This is a genomic window from Acidaminobacter sp. JC074 (genome assembly GCF_022496765.1).
Lineage (GTDB): Bacteria > Bacillota > Clostridia > Peptostreptococcales > Acidaminobacteraceae > JABXKX01.
Map to the genome: position 1 here is coordinate 152,662 of NZ_VANV01000014.1, position 18,137 is coordinate 170,798.

20 protein-coding genes are annotated in these 18,137 nt (G+C 35.5%); 2 read left to right on the forward strand and 18 right to left on the reverse strand.

Annotated elements, in window-relative coordinates:
• Positions 1-47 precede the first annotated feature (47 nt).
• The 5 genes from tdh to EZV73_RS16745 form a co-directional block, all read right to left on the reverse strand.
• On the reverse strand, positions 48-1,073 hold the full coding sequence (tdh, locus tag EZV73_RS16725; RefSeq protein ID WP_369123963.1) for an L-threonine 3-dehydrogenase: 1,026 nt from the start codon (positions 1,071-1,073) through the stop codon (positions 48-50).
• Between the two features lie 186 nt (positions 1,074-1,259).
• Complete coding sequence (locus EZV73_RS16730; protein WP_240841552.1) at positions 1,260-2,429, reverse strand: low temperature requirement protein A; 1,170 nt, start codon at positions 2,427-2,429, stop codon at positions 1,260-1,262.
• A gap of 136 nt (positions 2,430-2,565) precedes the next feature.
• The gene (locus EZV73_RS16735; protein WP_240841553.1) at positions 2,566-3,915 is read right to left on the reverse strand and encodes an MATE family efflux transporter; all 1,350 of its coding nucleotides are present in this window, start codon (positions 3,913-3,915) and stop codon (positions 2,566-2,568) included.
• 125 nt (positions 3,916-4,040) lie between these two features.
• Positions 4,041-4,631: a flavodoxin family protein gene (locus EZV73_RS16740; RefSeq protein WP_240841554.1), complete on the reverse strand. Its 591-nt coding sequence runs from the start codon at positions 4,629-4,631 to the stop codon at positions 4,041-4,043.
• 89 nt (positions 4,632-4,720) lie between these two features.
• On the reverse strand, positions 4,721-5,509 hold the full coding sequence (locus tag EZV73_RS16745; RefSeq protein WP_240841555.1) for an SDR family NAD(P)-dependent oxidoreductase: 789 nt from the start codon (positions 5,507-5,509) through the stop codon (positions 4,721-4,723).
• Positions 5,510-5,778: 269 nt separating this feature from the next.
• Between EZV73_RS16745 and EZV73_RS16750 the strand changes: the two genes are divergently transcribed.
• Positions 5,779-6,933, forward strand: a complete 1,155-nt coding sequence (locus tag EZV73_RS16750; RefSeq protein ID WP_240841556.1) for a LysM peptidoglycan-binding domain-containing protein — start codon at positions 5,779-5,781, stop codon at positions 6,931-6,933.
• A gap of 75 nt (positions 6,934-7,008) precedes the next feature.
• Positions 7,009-7,941, forward strand: a complete 933-nt coding sequence (locus EZV73_RS16755) for a hypothetical protein (protein WP_240841557.1) — start codon at positions 7,009-7,011, stop codon at positions 7,939-7,941.
• A 17-nt stretch (positions 7,942-7,958) separates the two neighbouring features.
• Here EZV73_RS16755 and EZV73_RS16760 read toward each other — a convergent pair whose 3' ends face one another.
• The 13 genes from EZV73_RS16760 to EZV73_RS16820 form a co-directional block, all read right to left on the reverse strand.
• Positions 7,959-8,858, reverse strand: coding sequence for an AraC family transcriptional regulator (locus tag EZV73_RS16760; protein ID WP_240841558.1), 900 nt, complete (start codon positions 8,856-8,858; stop codon positions 7,959-7,961).
• Positions 8,859-8,971: 113 nt separating this feature from the next.
• Complete coding sequence (locus EZV73_RS16765; protein ID WP_240841559.1) at positions 8,972-9,259, reverse strand: putative quinol monooxygenase; 288 nt, start codon at positions 9,257-9,259, stop codon at positions 8,972-8,974.
• Positions 9,240-9,920, reverse strand: coding sequence for a 4Fe-4S binding protein (locus EZV73_RS16770; RefSeq protein WP_240841560.1), 681 nt, complete (start codon positions 9,918-9,920; stop codon positions 9,240-9,242). Before EZV73_RS16770 ends, EZV73_RS16765 begins: the two co-directional genes overlap by 20 nt.
• A 10-nt stretch (positions 9,921-9,930) precedes the next feature.
• Positions 9,931-10,428 (reverse strand): FMN-binding protein, encoded by a 498-nt coding sequence (locus tag EZV73_RS16775; RefSeq protein WP_240841561.1) that lies wholly within the window; start codon positions 10,426-10,428, stop codon positions 9,931-9,933.
• Positions 10,429-10,432: 4 nt separating this feature from the next.
• Complete coding sequence (locus EZV73_RS16780) at positions 10,433-11,068, reverse strand: flavodoxin family protein (RefSeq protein ID WP_240841562.1); 636 nt, start codon at positions 11,066-11,068, stop codon at positions 10,433-10,435.
• A 111-nt stretch (positions 11,069-11,179) separates the two neighbouring features.
• A complete protein-coding gene (locus EZV73_RS16785) occupies positions 11,180-12,136 on the reverse strand; it encodes an AraC family transcriptional regulator (RefSeq protein WP_240841563.1) in 957 nt (318 codons plus the stop codon).
• A 63-nt stretch (positions 12,137-12,199) separates the two neighbouring features.
• Entirely contained in the window at positions 12,200-12,628 is a 429-nt protein-coding gene (locus EZV73_RS16790; RefSeq protein WP_240841564.1) for a cupin domain-containing protein, read from the reverse strand.
• Between the two features lie 10 nt (positions 12,629-12,638).
• A complete protein-coding gene (locus EZV73_RS16795) occupies positions 12,639-14,588 on the reverse strand; it encodes an NAD(P)/FAD-dependent oxidoreductase (protein ID WP_240841565.1) in 1,950 nt (649 codons plus the stop codon).
• 95 nt (positions 14,589-14,683) lie between these two features.
• Positions 14,684-15,247, reverse strand: coding sequence for a nitroreductase (locus EZV73_RS16800; RefSeq protein WP_240841566.1), 564 nt, complete (start codon positions 15,245-15,247; stop codon positions 14,684-14,686).
• A gap of 2 nt (positions 15,248-15,249) precedes the next feature.
• Positions 15,250-15,819 (reverse strand): flavin reductase family protein, encoded by a 570-nt coding sequence (locus tag EZV73_RS16805; RefSeq protein ID WP_240841567.1) that lies wholly within the window; start codon positions 15,817-15,819, stop codon positions 15,250-15,252.
• A gap of 11 nt (positions 15,820-15,830) precedes the next feature.
• The gene (locus EZV73_RS16810) at positions 15,831-16,649 is read right to left on the reverse strand and encodes a Sir2 silent information regulator family NAD-dependent deacetylase (protein WP_240841568.1); all 819 of its coding nucleotides are present in this window, start codon (positions 16,647-16,649) and stop codon (positions 15,831-15,833) included.
• A gap of 3 nt (positions 16,650-16,652) precedes the next feature.
• Positions 16,653-17,531, reverse strand: coding sequence for a protein-ADP-ribose hydrolase (locus EZV73_RS16815; protein ID WP_240841569.1), 879 nt, complete (start codon positions 17,529-17,531; stop codon positions 16,653-16,655).
• Between the two features lie 46 nt (positions 17,532-17,577).
• Complete coding sequence (locus EZV73_RS16820; protein ID WP_240841570.1) at positions 17,578-18,126, reverse strand: flavodoxin family protein; 549 nt, start codon at positions 18,124-18,126, stop codon at positions 17,578-17,580.
• Positions 18,127-18,137 lie beyond the last annotated feature (11 nt).

An 18,137-nucleotide genomic window follows, 5' to 3' on the forward strand; every position in this document is an offset into this window, starting at 1 on the left:
CAGATTTTTACCAACTAAAAAAAGTCAGCTTTCGCTGACTTAAATAATTAATCCCATTCTAAAATTACTTTACCTGATTGACCAGATCTCATGATATCAAAACCTTTTTCAAATTCTGTGTAGTGGAACTTATGAGTAATAACACCTGAAATATCTAAACCTGATTGTAACATCGCTTGAATCTTGTACCAAGTTTCATACATTTCACGACCATAAATACCCTTGATCCATAATCCGTTAAATACAACCTTGTTCCAGTCTACTCTAGTATCTGGACCTTGAATACCTAACATAGCAATCTTTCCACCATGGAACATGCAATCTACCATATCATTAAATGCTGAAGCATTACCTGACATTTCTAAACCAACATCAAAACCTTCTGTCATGTGTAAGTCTTTCATAACATCTTGTAATTTTTCTTTCATTGGATTTACAGTTCTAGTTGCACCTAATTTTTCTGCTAATGATAATCTGTAATCGTTAACATCAGTTACAACGATGTGTCTAGCACCTGCATGCTTAGCAATTGCAGCCGCCATAATACCAATTGGACCAGCACCTGTAATTAATACGTCTTCACCTAATAAATCAAAAGATAAAGCAGTATGAGCAGCATTTCCAAGTGGATCAAATATAGAAAGCACTTCTTCCGGAATGCTAGGATCACATAACCAAACATTAGACTCAGGAATTGCAGCATATTCTGCGAAAATACCAGTTCTGTTTACACCAACACCCATTGTGTTCTTACATAAGTGTCTTCTACCTGCTAAACAGTTTCTACAGTGACCGCATACGATATGACCTTCACCTGAAACTAAATCGCCAACTTTAAAATCTGTAACGCCAGAACCTACTTCAACAATTTCACCAACAAATTCATGGCCAATTGTCATCGGTACTGGAATAGTTGCTTGAGACCATTCGTCCCAGTTATAAATATGTACATCTGTACCACAGATTGCAGTTTTTCTCATTTTGATTAAGACATCAAAATCGCCAACTTCCGGTACATCTACTTCATCTAACCATAAACCTTCTTTAGCATATTTTTTTACTAATGCTTTCATTTTAGTTGCCATTTAAGCGCCTCCTTTATCTTTACCTAAATATTAATCGATTTAAGGCAATTTGACAATACAATTGACGTAATTTGTTCAATATTTTCTTCTATTGTTTAATATATAGAACGTTTTCTGTATAAATACCTTTTATAAACAAGAAAATACAGACCAAAAAAGTCTGTATCCTTCTCATTATGAGTGTCTTATCCAAAGACCAACCCCAAGTATAACTGGTATATAGAGCGCTACTAGGTAGAATACAACTTGTAGAGAAGAAACTTGTATCATATATGAAACACCTAATATAAGAATGGATAGGACCATAAAAAGCTTTGTATGTTTGGTATCTAAATGGATGTTGGGATTATTGATTTTCTTATTAAAAGAAAAGTGAATGATAATGGCTATAAAAAATATCACGGTCGGAACAATCCATGTGTTTATAGACAAGGATGTATAGCTTAAATAAACCAAAGCTCCTATAAAGGCAACAGCTATGGTTTCTAAGTAGAAAGAAAATAACCACATAAAATAGCCGCTGATGGATTCTTTATGCTGAATATAACCAACAAACTCAAAGTGATTAAACCAGAGGCCAAAGGCTATGAGAAAGTTGAATATAAGCATGATAACACTGTTAAAATTTATACCTACATGTGATGCACCGTTTAACGCACCAATAACAATTTCCCCCAGTACAATAATAAAGTAAAGATTCGACCTTTCTATAAAAGCATTTGACAGTTTTGTTCTCTTTACATAATCAACTTTAGTCTTGCTGTCAGCCAGCAAATAATTAGAAATCATCGGTGCGACTAAAAAGATGACTGAGAGACCAAGGTAAATACTTCTATAATCATGAGGAAAGAAGATGGACGCTATTAAAAGCATGCCTAAGAGGAAATATACACGCGAATAAGGTTTAGAATAAACCAAATGACTGGGATCCGCTATCCCTGTCTCTCGCCATAGAAAGCCTATGAAAATGGTTATACCTGCATATACAGAAACGTAATAAACATAAAAGTGACCCAAAACATCATGAGTAAATACAGTCATCAGGCCAATGAGTATCATTTGAATAAAAGTATTGAACCTAGTTCTAAAGTCATTGTTGCCATGCAAATCATGATACAAGGCTGAGTTTAACCATATCATCCAGCCTATAGAAAATAAAATAATAAATGTCGTAATGCCTTTAAATGTCATCTGTCCAACTAGATGATGTGATATAGATCCTATATAGGCTACAAAAACAAGATCACAAAAAAGTTCAATAACACTGACAACTCTATGTTCGTTCACATTGGTCGCCTTAGAGGGCTTTTGCCACCATGCCGTATTTACCGATGATTTTTCCATTTTCGTCCTCCATTCTTTAGATACATTCAATTTATCAGTTTTGCTTAAGAGATTCATGTAAATAATTAAGATAAAAATGAAGATTATTGCAAAAAAAAATATAAATGCTAAGCATCTACACTTTTGAATATTTAAATTAAGCTGCCTTGACTTCCATTTTTTCTACAAGTCTATGTTCTTTCCACTTGCCGTTTTTCCATCTAATAGCTGACAGTACAGCCCTTAAGATTTCGTCTGCAGTCATAGCTATCCAGATGCCGACTAAACCCATATCAAATACAACTGCTAATACATAACCACCTATGACTGCAATGGCCCAAGTAGAAATTACTGTGATCTTAAAAAGGTATTTATTATCATTGGCTACTTGTAATGACTGCAAGAGACAAATATTTCCCGCTCTTCCCTGTTCTAATAAAATATCAATCAATAGAATTGTCTTCCCTAAACGGATAATTTCTGGATCTGCTGTAAAAATTCTAAACAAATTATCAGACATTGAATAGGTTATTAATGACATAATCAAACATGTTAACATGGACCATCTCAGTGCCACCCAAGTTCTTTGCTCGGCTTCATCATAATCACCTGCACCCACCTTATTACCTACAATAATCTGTGATGCATTTGAAATTGCAAGCGTTGATAGATAAGTAAAAGTTACTAAGATCGATGTATAAATTTTTGCATTGATGGTAGTCGTCCCAAATAAGTTGATCACAGATAATATAACAATTTGAGACAGGTTATATGAAAAAGAAAATCCTGCAGATGCAAGCCCTACCTTAATGGTATTTCTAATCAAGACCTTAGGCAGTGGATTTAAAACACTTAGACTGATCTTATCACCGATGTGCTTTCTGTACATCATGATCATCAAAACAACACCAATCCACCTACTGACACTTGTTGAAATGGCAATCCCTGTTACACCTAAAGCAGGAATAAATCCAATACCATTTATAAGAATAAGATTACCAAATATATTGGTGATATTGGTAATCACACTTACTTTCATAGATTGTTTGGTTAAGTGGTTACTCTTTAAAAACGACGAAAAAGTAATCATCATGGCCTGTAAAAACATAAAGCTACCTGTTAAAACCATATACTTGCTTGCATCTGGAATAACTTCAGCAGGTACAGATAAGGCATTTAGAATCTTTATATTAAAGAACCACAGTATCAAGCTGATGATACCACTGATGACCAGGTTCACAATCACAGCCAAGGAATAGATTTTATTCAGTTCACCTTCTCTACCTGCACCCTTGTACTGAGTGATCAAGATAACTGAAGCTGTCGACAGAATAGAAAAAAACAGTGTTAATAAACCAATAATTTGATTGGCATTACCCACAGCTGCCACAGCATTTTGTGAATATCTTGATATCATAATCTGATCGACGTTCCCTAGTAACATCAGTAAAAGTAGTTCTATGAAAATTGGCCATGCCAAATTTAATAACTTCTTGTCTAAAACCATAAGATGTCTCCTTTTCAGTTCAACTTTGAACCTTTATATCATTGACAAAGACCTTTCGGTCTTTAATAATTATATATCCTTAAAGGAGTATAGTCCTCTATTCTTACTTTGTCAATAGACTTTTATCACTTTGTGTGGGTCCCAAAGGCATAATGATTATGCATGGTAAAAGCTTCAGAATTTTTTAACACATTTGACATCTTAACCATCTTAATACCAAGCTCAAATGCAGATGCTTTTGCTCTTGGTTTATCATCAACTTCACCATAAGATGATACAAAACCAGCGGAGGTAATCCCCTGAACTGAATAGAACATATTAAGGGTTTTGATGGCTTCTGAATGACCTAAAGAGCCTGCTACAGTAATGATACCACCAACCTTATTGCCATTTATCGGCTGTATGGAAATGGACCTGTCTATAAGCATTTTACACTGGGCAGTGACATCATAGAAATAGACTGGCGATCCTATGATGATACCATCAGCTTCGTTCATCTTATCTAAAATTAGTTTAAGATCATCTTCTTTATAACAGCTAGAATATTTGCTGCAGTAAGAACAAGCGGTACAAGGGCTGATTTTTTTGTCATCAATCTTTATTAGCTCTACTTCTGCCCCCTCAAAGGCAGCACCTCTTAAGGCTTCTGTAAGTAGTTTGGCAGTTTCACTATTCTTTCTAGGGCTCATGCAAATCCCTATGATCTTCTTTGTCATAACGACTCCTCTCTATATCTTAAATATCATCTCATAGCAGGCTTTACATTTATAGAAGATAATTAATACTTTTTTGAACATTATTGAACCTACAAACCAGTTAAATCATAAGATAAATTGATAAGTTTAACTCTTGATTTCTTATCATAAGCCCATTCATGCGATTCAGCTTGAACAGTTTTAAAGAAATACTTTCCAGTAACGGATTTTAAATCCTCATCATCCACTAGCTTTACAACTGACTTGATCCCCATTTCTAATGTATCTATTGAATGGCTAACTATTTTCGTAGGCATCATAGAAGCAGGATGCAGAGCGTTTATAGATATCCCCTTTACAAAGAGTTCATCCGCCAGCTCAAAGGTCATTGCTATTTGAGAAAGCTTTGATTGACAGTATGCCTGATAGCCAGACCACGCCTTATCGAGCATGACATCTGAAAAATCAAGTGGTTCTTGCCCAGCAGATGCAATATTTACAATTCTTCCATCATAAGAGTTCGATAAGAGTCCTGTTAACATCCTAGTCATCATATAAGTAGCTAGATAATTAACTTGAAATAGCATTTCATGGCCTTGATGACTTAAACGTTTGGAATCTTCGATACCAAGACCTGCATTGTTTACTAGAACATCCAGTGACGCCTCATTTTCAATAATCTCACGAGCAAGTTCCTTCACTGCATTTAAATCTGAAAAATCAGCATTGTAGTAGCACATATTCTTATTGCCAGTAAGGATCTTTATGTCATTTACAAGGGCCATGCCTTTTTCTGGATCCCTACCATGTAAAAGTACACGATAATTCTTTCTAGCAAGTTCTATAGCCACACCTTTTCCTAAACCATCTGTAGAACCTGTAATTAATGCTGTCTTCATTTAACGCTCTCCTTTTAAATATTCGTCGATTCTTTCTTATTTATAACAAAGTTCTCATTAATTCAAATTTGAACTATATTTTCTTTTTAAAAAGGCCGCAACCTTTTGATATACATCATAGTTCAACTCTGAACCTTTGTCAACATTTAATTTGATTTCACAACAATATACAAGAAACTCTTAATTATTTTCAATTAAAGCCAAAGCAAAACATCTATACTAAAGACAAATGATCATTGAAAAACAAAATGTCTAACAAAGGAGAAAACATGAAAAAAATAATATCAATTACATTAGTAGGCATCATCCTACTAAGTACTTTCTTATCTGTTTTTGCAGATACTTACACTGTAAAAGAAGGCGATGTTCTTTGGAGAATTGCACAAGACCATAATACAACAGTTGAGGAAATTGCTAAATTAAATGATTTAGAAAACGTCAATCTAATCCAAGTAGATCAAGTACTGAAGTTAAACGAAGATCAAATGCAATCGACTTCTACTGGTCAAGTTAGATCAGAAGTTGTTAGATTTGATTCTCATGGTGACGAGATTGTTGGTGACTTATACTATCCAGCAGACTACAATGAAAATCAAACATATACTGCTATAGTAGTAACAGGTTCATGGACAACTGTTAAAGAGCAAATGGCGGGTTTATACGCTGAAAGATTTGCGCGTGAAGGTTTTATAGCACTTGCTTATGATCCAAGAAACTTTGGCGAAAGCCAAGGTGACATTAGAAACTTTGAAAGTCCTGCTTTAAAAATTGAAGACGTCAAAAGCGCTGTTACTTTCTTGACTTCATTAGACTCAGTTGAATCTATCGGTGCATTCGGCGTATGTGCCGGTGCTGGTTATACACTGGTTGCAGCATCAGAGGATGATAGAATTCAAGCAGTAGCAACTGCAGCATCATGGATCCATGATGAAGAAGCTGTAAAATTATTCTACGGTGGTGAAGAAGGTGTTAATGCTAAAATTGCACAAGCTCAAGCTGCTAAAGAATTATTTGAAACAACTGGTGAAGTACAATACATCAAGAAGATTTCTACAACTGATGAAACAGCAGCTATGTTCGGTCCATATGATTACTACCTAAATCCTGAACGTGGTGGTATTGAAGAGTGGCAGCCTGATTATTTCGCATTAATGACTTGGGAAGAATGGTTAACATTCAATCCTAGATTATCTGCAAAGAATCTTGATACACCAACACTTATGATTCACTCTGATGGTGCTGTTTTACCTGAATACACTAAGATCTACTTTAATGAAATCAACACAATCGAAAAGAAGTTAATCTGGGTGGGCACAGACCTTTTACCTTCACCTTACCACCAATTTTCTTTCTACGACCAAGAAAAAGAAGTCTCTTTAAGTGTTGCTGAATCAACTCAATGGTTCAACGAAATATTAAAATAAGTCTCATAGTAGCCCTTAACTATGTAGTTTTAAGAGGAAGAGTCTATCTTCCTCTTATTTGTAAAGGAGAATCTAATGAAAAAAAACATCCTTGTTATTATCATGACTTTGGTATGCTTATTGTTACTTGCATGTAATAGCCAAACAGAAAACACATCTAATCCATTATCAGATACACAAGCTAGAGAAACTGATGTGAACTCAACTGAGGAAATTGACACAGTATCTTCGGCAAGTCCCGAAGAAGACGATGCAAACCAAAACAACTCAGAAGAAGCCACTTCTGATGATCAACTTATAGAATCTGCTGAAGAGATCTCAGATTATAAAACCATTAGGACCTATTTTCAAGCAATTGCTGCAAGAGACATATACGCCTATACAGGTACGTTTGCACCTAGATTTTTATTGTCTCTAACAGATCAAGAGATTGATAGTATCAATGGTCTATCTGCCTATGCAAATGGCACTCTTTTTAATGGAACTTATGACATCTATAGAGCTAAAGCTACTGATGAAGACGTGCAGGTTTTAGCCAGGTTTAACCAAGAAGAAATGACTGTTTTATCCTTCAAAGTAGAAAATAAGCAGATCAGTCAACTAAACATAGAGCCTGCAACAAGTAGTGATTTAAATGACTTTAGTGATTTTACTCTAGAATCAACAGACCTTCTACCGGATGCCTATATCAACTATCTAAGATCTGTAGAAGAAGACAATCTCCATATGTTTTCTAAATCCTTTACTGAAAATGCTGAGGTTATTGATGTATCTAGATCTTTTGTAGGCAATGAAGCCATTACAAAGTGGGCCGATAGAGAAGTCATGTTTCTACTTTACCGAGTTGGCAGATTAACTTATTCTCCTGATGGTGTAGAGGTCATCAACCATATAAGATTAAGTGAGAATTCAAGTGGTTTCTATGGTTCTTATAAGATGACTATGGTAGACAATTTAATAAATTTCGCAGACCTTCAATATTCATCATTAGAAGATTTTAATTACTAAAAAAGTAGATGACAAAGTTATCTACTCTTCTTTTCTCTATAATTTTTAGGAGAATCCCCGGTCGCCTTTTTAAAGGTTCTACTGAAATGACTGTTGTCACTAAAGCCTAAATCATAGGCAATACTGGTTATTGACTTATCTAAATTAGAAAGCGCTTTTTTAGCCAAGTCAATCCGTACCTTTAGTAAATGCTGGTAGGGTGTTATGCCTGTCAATTTCTTAAACTCGTTTAGAAAATGAAACTTGCTGATGTTAAGCTCATCTGCTAGATCATCAATGGTAATACCTTCTGATAAATGATTGTGAATATAGTTATTCACTTTATTAAAATCATTTTCATCTAATATGGAAGCCTCTTGTTTTTTATTTAGAAGATCATAATAATTTGAAAAGTGACGAATAAAATAATTTGAAAAAACATTGATGATTTTATCAACCAACCAAGTCCCGTTATGACCGCCTGTTTCTACCTCATTTAAGAGAATCGTCATCAAGTTTTGAAGTGTTGTATCTTGAATGTTGTAGTTATTCAAGAAAACCAAACCCTTTGGTAAAATACCGTCAAAACTTTTTACCATCTTTTCTTCACTTATATTGATGATCAAAAAATTGCACGGCACGTCTATGTTGTGTGTAAAAGGTGTGTTAGGAGGATTGATCCATATATCTCCTGGTTCTGTTATGGAAGGTACTGTACCGTCTTTTGTTTCAAGTAACCAATGGTAGGTCACTTTAAGTTCCATTGCAAAATAAAAATTAGGTGTCACAACATCTTTTGGATAAAAATATGGCGAAGTCCCTTTTTCAACTAAAACGCCATCCCAGTTCAAATGATGGCTAGATAAGCTGATATCCAAAGGATCACCACAGTTTGATTTTTCTCCTGATTTCATTAAAAAAGGTATATTAGTTTTCATGAGAACCCCTCCTATATTTACATTATAAACACTTAGAAAAAAATCATCAACGTATAAGCAAAAACTCAAAGGCTATTATTCTTTGAGTTTTTATAGTATTTATTATGTGTCATCTAATAGACTTTATGATACACATGTATCTCAGTTTCCTTCTCTAATAAAGGCTCTACCTTCTTAAAAACATCTCTTACATGATCTGACCTTAAGTGATTTTCTAAAGCTTCTTTTGAAAACCATTCTTCTATCATAGTTAATATTTGAGAATCATTGGTGTCTTGACACAGGTCATAAGAAAGACAGCCTTCTTCTTGTCTGGAAGTCTCAACCAGAGACATGCTCAATTTTACAGCCTCTTTTAACTTATCGTTTTTAATATGATTTCTAGCGACTACTCTTATCATAACAATTCCTTTCGTATCTATTTTTTATTTTCAAACATCCCTCTATAGGACAAGCTGATATACATTGAAAACAGTTGATGCACTGTGGTGATTTTAAAGTATCTACTAAACTGACTTGAATTTGCATCGGACATATTTTGTCACACTTCTTACATGAAACGCAAGCGGATGCTCTTTTAATGGTAAAAACTCTAAACAAACTCATTAAACCATACTTGGCCCCTTCTGGGCATAAGTACCTGCAAAAAAAACGGTCATAAAACATACTTAGAAGTGTAAAGACTACTAAATAGACCATAACACCAACTATAGGAATTCTTCTTAGAAGCAATAAGTAAAAAGCGCTTCTTGGTTCAAAACTTAAAAATCTTAAAGACACACCACACACTATCATGATATAAAAAATATATCTAAAATAGATCATCACTTGATGAATCTTGTTGGGAAGTCTTCTGCTTTTAAAGCCGAGTTGTCTACTTACAAACGAAGCTGTATCTTGTATAAAGCCAAAAGGACATACCCAGCCGCAGTAGAATACACCCGCTAGAAAAGTGAGTCCTATCAGGGCTGTCAGTAAAATAGGTGCGTGTATATTAAAACCAATTATAACCATAACAAGCATGGCAAGCTGAACAATTTTTCTTATTCTTTGTAATTTCATATTCTCCACCTTAATCTAGTGCATCTATTACGGCATTTATAATACCATTTGAAGAATAGGTCGCACCAGATACAACATCTACATCTGTACCTTGACTACCAATCATATCATCTATAACCGTTTGGGCCCTGTCAAACCAAGGTGGGTCATCTGAATGCTCAAGCACTTCTATACTTGTCATTGCATTGTTTTCAACAATAACTTGAACCGTCACCATACCATTAAAGCCCTGCGCACTACCAATATATATGCCATCTTGGTAAATAGATGAATCAAGATCATCCACCTGATGTTCTAACCTTACTTCAAGTGGTTCTTGGTGATAAGTATTTGCATATGCAATCAGATTTAAAGAAAGCACGCCTATTGTCATAAGTCCTATAGCCTTAATAAAACCATCAAAGGATAAGTCTGCATCTCTTAAAAAACGACTTGTCATCAAAGACTTATTAAACACCTTTCTCAATAGAAGACTCATGCATGTAAGGACTACAAGTATGACTAACATGATACTACCTAATGAAATTGGTTAATATTTCTGTCGAAGTTTTAGGTTCTTCAACATGCTGACTACCGATATCTACAACTTTCAAGAAATAAGTTAGATTCTTACCTAAATTTCTCATTGTTTGAAGGCCTTCTTCATCCTTAAGGACCTCTCCTTCACTGTAACCATAACCCATGTTCCAATAAGATGAACTGATGATTGGCATTTGAAGGATTGTAAAAAAAGAGTTGAGTGTATGGAAAGCTGATAGAGCACCTGCTCTTCTTACAGCCGTTATACTGGCACCTAACTTTCTTTTAAACATATCATCATTGGCACAAGCTACCATAGATACACGGTCTATAAAAGTTTTCATTTGTCCTGAAACGTCCGCACAGTAGACTGGCGAACCAAGTATAATGGCATCAGCGTCTAACATATCATCAATAATGTCATTTAAGTCATCGTTCTTTATTACACATTTCTTGTCTTTATTTTGCCAGCAGCCACCACATGCAAGGCATCCTTTAAAGTGCTTGCTACCGACATTAACCTCTTTTGTTTCTATACCGGATTCATTTAACTCATTAAAAATATCACCGATTAATAATGATGTGTTACCTTTTTTTCTTGGACTACCGTTAATTGCTATTACTTTCATATATGTCTCCTCTCCTTGATAATGAAATTTTACAGGAAAAGCATTCTTTTTTATTGAACATTCTTAGAGAAAAAGTTGAATAAAAAATACCGATTGTTCTACAATCAGCATTTATCTGTTCTTCTTTCTATATTCACTCGGCGTCATTTTATAGACTTCCTTAAAGACTTTGTAAAAATAATTGACATTCTTATAGCCTACCTCATCCGATATCATTTCAATGCTTGAATCTGTTGCCAATAGCATATAGGATGCTTTCTTTAGTCTTATATCAATTAAAAGTTTTTTAAAACTCGAATGCATTTCTCCTGCAATAAATCTGGACAAATAATTGGGATGTACATGAAGCTGTTCTGATAAACTTTCTAAGGTAATCTCCTTATATTGATCGTCCATAATCTGCTTGATTTCACGTATTCTCTTATGTTTTAATGACGATGCATCATGAGAGTTTTCTTCTATGACAAGTTGTTGATACTTGTTGAATATAAGAGCTAGATACATTTGTATGTTTTTTTCATAACCTTCTTGTCTATAAACATATTCTTTTTCAATCGCTTCAAAATATTGTTCAAAAAATGGATGACTACAGTCTAGGGTCAAGTAATCACTTGATGGATCATCGGATTGTAAATACGCCTTGATTGGACTCTTATCTACTATCAAATTAAAGAAAGTATCTGTAAAAGCCGTTTCATTTAAGGCGATATGATACATCCTGTCATTGGATGTACAGGACTCAATATTATGCATAACATGTTTATTAAAAAGTGTCATGGTCCCCTTTTTAAGTTCTACTTTCTGACCATTGATACGTTGCTTGACAAGTCCAGAATAGACATACTGGATTTCGTAGAAATCATGTCTATGAGAAACAACTCCAAGATTATAAACATTTCTCATAACTGAAAACATTTTTGAATCCAAATCAAACAATGTCTTAGAAAAAACGTAATGAACATCGTCTGTCACAATAAAATCATCTATGTCTTTATTGGATAACTCCATTGCCTTATACTGTTTTGTACTTACAATTGATGAAATCAATTCTTTCCTTTTATCAGTCATCCTATTCTCCTTATAACAGATGTAGCGCCACCAAGTGACGCTACACATCTTATACCCATTATACTACTTGATAGTCACATAAGGTAACTTATTTGCAGAAAAAACAAGCTTGATCATATCTTCTGAGTTATTGTAAAGCTGGTGTTGTCCGATACCACTTGGAAAAACAATTGTATCACCGACTGTAACGATTTTTTCCTTTATGACGCCAGCTTCGTCTTTCCACTGTACCACTCCATTGCCCTCTAAAATGTAGTATATTTCTTCAAACTCATCTGGATATCTAACTTCAAAATCTTTACCTTCATCATAAACATGATCATGCCATCTATGTCCAGCATAGCCTGGTGCAATTTCTGATACACCAAACATCATAGAGCCTAAATCACCACCTGCAGGAATCATCTTCATCCAACCCGCTGCTTCAGTTTCTACATCCATTAAGTTGGTCTTCTCAACGTGTTCTTCATTAAATATTATCGCATCTCTCATAGTCCACCTCTTATATAGCCAGTCCAGCTTCAGAGCCTTCTGCAATAGCCTCTAGAATTTTTCTAGCTTTTACAGCATCACCAACAAGTGTATAATCTAAGCCAATATCTTGTAAGTCACTTGCAAGTTTATTATTTGGACGCGTTCCCATTGCAAGTACCACACTATCGTAACCTCTAAGCTCCATGGTTTGACCATTCTTTTCAACTAAAATGCCATCTGATAAAAACTCTTTTACACGTGTTGAAGTCATGAGTGCCACTTCTTTATCTTTCAGACTCATGACCAAGTTGTGACGCTGTGGTGTATAATCATCCATTAAGATATGATCGCGCATCTCTACAATGGTTACTTCATTGCCACCTATGGACATATCGCCATATGGATGAGCAATAAAATCTGCAGTTTCACAACCTACTAATCCACCACCTATTACAAGTGATTTTTGGCCCGGTGCAATCTTTCCCTTTAAAATATCCCATGCATCTAATACATTTTCATTATCAATACCTGGAATAGAATTTATTATCAAAGGTTCACCTCCTGTAGCCAGTATAACCTTATCTGCTCCAAATGCTTGAATCTCTTTAGCTGACATCTCTTTATTCAGTTCAACCTTTACACCGGCACTTATAACAGCCTTTTCTAAAAATCTAACAATGCCAGTAAGCTCTTGTTTCATTGGTGGGACGCTGGCAATAAGTACCTGTCCACCCAGTTTCGAATCTTTTTCTACAAGTGTGACATCATGTCCTTTCACAGCTGCTACCCTTGCAGCTTCAAGACCTGCCGGACCACCACCAACTACCAAGACTTTCTTTTGATCTGAGGCCGGTGTATTATCCATATAAGATTCTCTACCTATATCAGCATTTTGCATACATTTAATAGGCTGATCAAAGGCAACACAGACGATACACTGGCTACATCCTGCACAAGTTCTGATTTGATCTATCCTACCTTCTTTGGCCTTCTTAACAAAATCTTGATCAGCTAAGAGTCCACGACCAATGGCAACCATATCTGCTTTCTTCATTCTCAGTACACCTTCAGCAACAAGAGGTGTTGTCACTCTCCCCACTGTTATAATCGGTACAGCTACAGCTTTTTTCATTTCTGCTGCTAAGTCTGCATTACATGCAAGTGGTGCACCCATAGGTGGAATACCATCCCAAAAGGCATTGCTTGTACCAAAGGAAACATTAAAGGCTGATGCACCTGCAGCTTCTAAAACAGGTAAAATATACTGTGTTTCAGCAGCACTTCTTCCACCTTCAGTATTTTCATCACCAGAAATTCTGATAATGATTGGAAAATCCTGACCACATTTGCTTTTGATGTTCTCTAATACTTCTACAAGAATACGCAATCTGTTCTCAAGCGAACCACCATATCTATCTGTGCGTTTATTATGGAGTGCCGATATAAAACTACCCAGTAGATGATGGTTGTGTGCGGCATGTATTTGTACCAAATCACCACCAGCAAGCTGGACACGTCTAGCAGCATCACCAAAGTCTTCAACAATCTTCTCTATTTGCTCAATACTTAATTCTTCAGGAATTTCTTTATAGATTCTAGATGCGATTGGAGATGCTGCAACAGGTCGTTTACCAGAAATAGCTTCTCTTGCATTAAAACTTGGGTGAATCAATTGTGGTCCTACTTTAGCACCAAACTTATGGACTTCATCTACAAGCTCTTTATATCCTTCTATAAACTTATCATCATACATACCAACAGTGTTAAAAACGTAGTTGGCATTTGGTGATACAGTCGTATCTTCAGTAATAATTAATCCCACTTGACCTTGAGCCTTTTTTCTATAGTGCTCAATATAAGTTTCAGTAATCATACCATCATGACTTGCATAGTTAGACCCCATTGGTGCCATCATAACCCTGTTTTTAATTTCTACATTACCAATAGAAATAGGTTCAAATAAATGTTTGTATTTCATCATAACTTCCTTTCTCTTGTTAATTTCTTTGTTAATATATTATCAAGAGTAAATAGATAGAATAATGAAATAATTTAATCAAAACATCACTTTTATTAACCTATGTAGTTGGCTTTGTAATAATCTCTCCGCGGAAAATTGCTGTATTCCCTGGCTTTATGGCCTATTGCAATAGCATGATAAACCTGATATGACTCAGGAATATTAAGTTTTTCCTTAAAGTTATCAGCTTGGTCACTTTGAAATAACCACTTGACGATGCCATTCCAACATGAACCAATACCTAAAGCTTCTGCTGCCAGTAGCATATTTTGACTTGCCAAGGCGCAGTCAATCACAGGGCTTAAACCATCTTTTTGACCTGAAACAACTATAATGGTGGGCGCTCCATAGAAAATATCAAAATCCTTATTGTCAGCCAAAGGCATCAAATTAGAGTCCCCAGACAATCTACTCGCCTCCTTGGCAGCAAAGTTAATATCTGAAATAAGCTTTTCATCCTGAACTACTGTAAAATGCCAAGTTTGGGTGTTATATGAACTTGGTGCATAAAAACCACACTCTACAATGGTTTCTATGATTTCTCTATCAACTTGTTTAGACAAAAACTGTCTTGTGCTTCTTCTACTTTTAATTGCCTTAATAACTTCCTTATTCATCATTACCTCAAACTTGTTTCTTGCATCATTTTTTTGCCTTCATGCCAACACATACCAACTTCATCACCAAGGCTTAAGTAGCGTCTTTTGGACATTTCAAACAAAAGAGGATTGACCTTAAGAAAATCAATATTCCCATCTGTATCTAAACAGTCTTCCTCAACATATGTGTTAAGACTTCTTACGATAAAATGTTCATGCAAGTCTGTTTCATATACATCTATTACTTCACATTCCATAACAAGCGGTGCATTTTTTATTAAAGGGGCCCCCTCAAGTTGGCCTTTATAATAATCAAATACTTCTGACTTGTCTGTGCTGTTACCTGAAACCAAACCCACATAATCAGCTTCAATCATCATGGACGCATCAAGTAAATTAATGGATAAGGTTTTATTTTTTCTGATACCAATATTAGAATGGTGTCTTTTGCCCATACTCAACATCATGTCACCGGCCACAATACCGACATGAGCTATATTAATCCAGTTGACACGTCCATCCACTTGAGTACCTACAATTGTAACAGGCATGGGATACAAACCGTTTACACTGCCAATATTTTTTTGCATATGATCCTCCTTTATGCCATCAACTTATCTAAGGCTTCTTCAATATTCATTTCTAAACTATAAGCATTTTCAGGTACACGGCTATGACTTGGGTTGATTCTAATCAGACTTACATTAGGAAGTTGCTTCAAAAGCTCTTCAAAAGGATACCTGATCACCCCAGGCGTGTTAAAACCAACGCCTATTTCTAGTAGAACAATGTGTTTGTCAATGTTGTCGTTTAGCCACTTATTCAATCGGTCTCTTTGTTCTTGATAATGGTCATCAATATAAAAACTGCCGCTTCTAACATTCATGTAGACATCACCACCACAAACAGGACATTTTGGAAGCAAATCTTCCCTGGTTAGGTATTGAGTTGCAGGATCTACGTGTTTGACCATTTCCTCTATAAGTGGTCTAGCATCCCAAACCTCATCATGACATGGTTCTTTACACTGAAAGAGAAAAGAATCACCTTGCGGTGTATAAATTTTATCTTTATCAAATCCATTTTTATAAAAGAGTCTGTCTACATTTGTCGTCAAAATAAAATAGTCTTTATCCTTTAGGAGTTTCAATAAATTTTGATACGTTTCATCTATACCTAGTTTGTTCATGTCATTCAAACTTGCAGATAGATAGCCCCATCTTAAGCGGTCATCTTCATAGGGATAGCCCATGAGTTGATAAGCAAAAGAAAAGCCATACTTAACCATGGCTGGATAATTTTCTGCAAATGCTTTTTCATCCATTAAATCTATGCCTGCAGGTATGGACATGCCTGCCCCGGCACCAACAAGAATCTTATCGGATGACTTGATTATGTCTTTTATTTCTTTTAAATTCATCACCTATCTCCACTTCTCAATCAGTCTAGAATAAACTTGTGTTGCAGCCTCACCATAAGTATTGAATATGACATGGTCCATATGATCAGGATTTTCCTCTAACCATTCATTCACTGCCGAAAGAGCAATCTTAGCTGCTTCTTCAAATGGAAAGCCATATACACCAGTCGAAATGCTGCAAAATGCAATACTTTTAATCAAGCCGCTTTCCTTAGCCAAATCTAGGCATGTCCTATAAGTTTTTCTTAAGTCCTCTTTATGCTTCTCACTTAGTAAAGTTCCAGACACAATTGGACCAACAGTATGGATAACATAACGAGATGGCAAATTATAGCCTCTGGTTATTTTGGCTTGACCAGTCTCTTCATAGGCACCTTGCAGGCGCATGATTGTGCCACAATCTTCTCTTAACATAATACCAGCTGCATTGTGGATAATATTATCAATGCACTTATGGAAAGGAATAAAACACCCTTCCATTTGTGGATTAGCAGCATTAACAATGGCATCTACTTTTAGGGTCGTTATGTCTCCATCCCAAAGACTCACTCTATCAGCCATGGGATATCTAGACTTTATCTTAATTAAGTCATCAGCGTTGGTTATCCATTTTTTCTTCAATTCTTCCTGTAAAATAGCATCATTTAAGGCAAGCATTCTTGGGTTGACCTTGCCAGAGGGTCTTATGGTTAAGACCGCTCTAATCAAGTCTCTTTTACTATAGTCTGCTTTTAAGGCACTAAAGAGTGCATGTTTTGTTTTTAGATCCAACTCATTTTCTAGTAATCTTAGCAGTTCTTCATTAGATGAAGACGCCTGATTAGGTATATACTTCTCATCTAGATTTATCAGTTGCCTATAATCATCCAGTTTTAAGCTCATATTCCTCCATCATTTATAAGGGGGATTGTTACCAATCCCCCATCCATTAACCATTGATTTTATTAATTGTAAAGGCTACGTTTTCTGCGAATCTTTTTACAGTATTCATACCTTCTTCATCTTCTAAAGCCTGACCAGGACCTTGACCCATCACCATGTTCCAGTAAGTTGAACCTGGTACAATCATATCAGTTGATAAAAAGAACATTAACATCTCCTGTAAAGTTGAAGTCAAACCACCTCTTCTTGCAACTGCGATTGGTCCACCTACTTTTCTTGATAAGAAATTACCATCTTGCATAGAAGCCATGGCAATTCTTTGAAGCGCAGCCATCATATCCGATCTTACAGTCCCCCAATACACAGGACCACCAACAATTAAACCTTCTGCATTTTTGATTTTTTCAATGATTTCATCAAAGCCATCGTTATAACCACCTTGGAAGTTCATTGGATCTTCAATGCTCATACCTGCAAGTGACACCACTTCAGCCTCTAGGCCCTCAGCTTCGATTACCTTTGCCATCTCATTAAAAACCTGTACTGTATTTCCATTTGCATTTGGACTTCCACTTAATAAAATTACTTTTGACATATTCTTCTCCT

What these genes read in the sequence shown, in the direction of transcription:
- EZV73_RS16750 (WP_240841556.1), top strand. Translation starts at nt 5,779, where the DNA reads ATGAAAAAAATAATATCAATTACATTAGTAGGCATCATCCTACTAAGT.
- EZV73_RS16765 (WP_240841559.1), bottom strand. Translation starts at nt 9,259, where the DNA reads ATGATAAGAGTAGTCGCTAGAAATCATATTAAAAACGATAAGTTAAAA.
- EZV73_RS16755 (WP_240841557.1), top strand. Translation starts at nt 7,009, where the DNA reads ATGAAAAAAAACATCCTTGTTATTATCATGACTTTGGTATGCTTATTG.
- EZV73_RS16735 (WP_240841553.1), bottom strand. Translation starts at nt 3,915, where the DNA reads ATGGTTTTAGACAAGAAGTTATTAAATTTGGCATGGCCAATTTTCATA.
- EZV73_RS16785 (WP_240841563.1), bottom strand. Translation starts at nt 12,136, where the DNA reads ATGACTGATAAAAGGAAAGAATTGATTTCATCAATTGTAAGTACAAAA.
- EZV73_RS16760 (WP_240841558.1), bottom strand. Translation starts at nt 8,858, where the DNA reads ATGAAAACTAATATACCTTTTTTAATGAAATCAGGAGAAAAATCAAAC.
- EZV73_RS16810 (WP_240841568.1), bottom strand. Translation starts at nt 16,649, where the DNA reads ATGAATTTAAAAGAAATAAAAGACATAATCAAGTCATCCGATAAGATT.
- EZV73_RS16775 (WP_240841561.1), bottom strand. Translation starts at nt 10,428, where the DNA reads ATGTTAGTCATACTTGTAGTCCTTACATGCATGAGTCTTCTATTGAGA.
- EZV73_RS16730 (WP_240841552.1), bottom strand. Translation starts at nt 2,429, where the DNA reads ATGGAAAAATCATCGGTAAATACGGCATGGTGGCAAAAGCCCTCTAAG.
- EZV73_RS16805 (WP_240841567.1), bottom strand. Translation starts at nt 15,819, where the DNA reads ATGCAAAAAAATATTGGCAGTGTAAACGGTTTGTATCCCATGCCTGTT.
- EZV73_RS16815 (WP_240841569.1), bottom strand. Translation starts at nt 17,531, where the DNA reads ATGAGCTTAAAACTGGATGATTATAGGCAACTGATAAATCTAGATGAG.
- EZV73_RS16800 (WP_240841566.1), bottom strand. Translation starts at nt 15,247, where the DNA reads ATGAATAAGGAAGTTATTAAGGCAATTAAAAGTAGAAGAAGCACAAGA.
- EZV73_RS16790 (WP_240841564.1), bottom strand. Translation starts at nt 12,628, where the DNA reads ATGAGAGATGCGATAATATTTAATGAAGAACACGTTGAGAAGACCAAC.
- EZV73_RS16745 (WP_240841555.1), bottom strand. Translation starts at nt 5,509, where the DNA reads ATGAAGACAGCATTAATTACAGGTTCTACAGATGGTTTAGGAAAAGGT.
- EZV73_RS16820 (WP_240841570.1), bottom strand. Translation starts at nt 18,126, where the DNA reads ATGTCAAAAGTAATTTTATTAAGTGGAAGTCCAAATGCAAATGGAAAT.
- EZV73_RS16795 (WP_240841565.1), bottom strand. Translation starts at nt 14,588, where the DNA reads ATGAAATACAAACATTTATTTGAACCTATTTCTATTGGTAATGTAGAA.
- EZV73_RS16780 (WP_240841562.1), bottom strand. Translation starts at nt 11,068, where the DNA reads ATGAAAGTAATAGCAATTAACGGTAGTCCAAGAAAAAAAGGTAACACA.
- tdh (WP_369123963.1), bottom strand. Translation starts at nt 1,073, where the DNA reads ATGAAAGCATTAGTAAAAAAATATGCTAAAGAAGGTTTATGGTTAGAT.
- EZV73_RS16770 (WP_240841560.1), bottom strand. Translation starts at nt 9,920, where the DNA reads ATGAAATTACAAAGAATAAGAAAAATTGTTCAGCTTGCCATGCTTGTT.
- EZV73_RS16740 (WP_240841554.1), bottom strand. Translation starts at nt 4,631, where the DNA reads ATGACAAAGAAGATCATAGGGATTTGCATGAGCCCTAGAAAGAATAGT.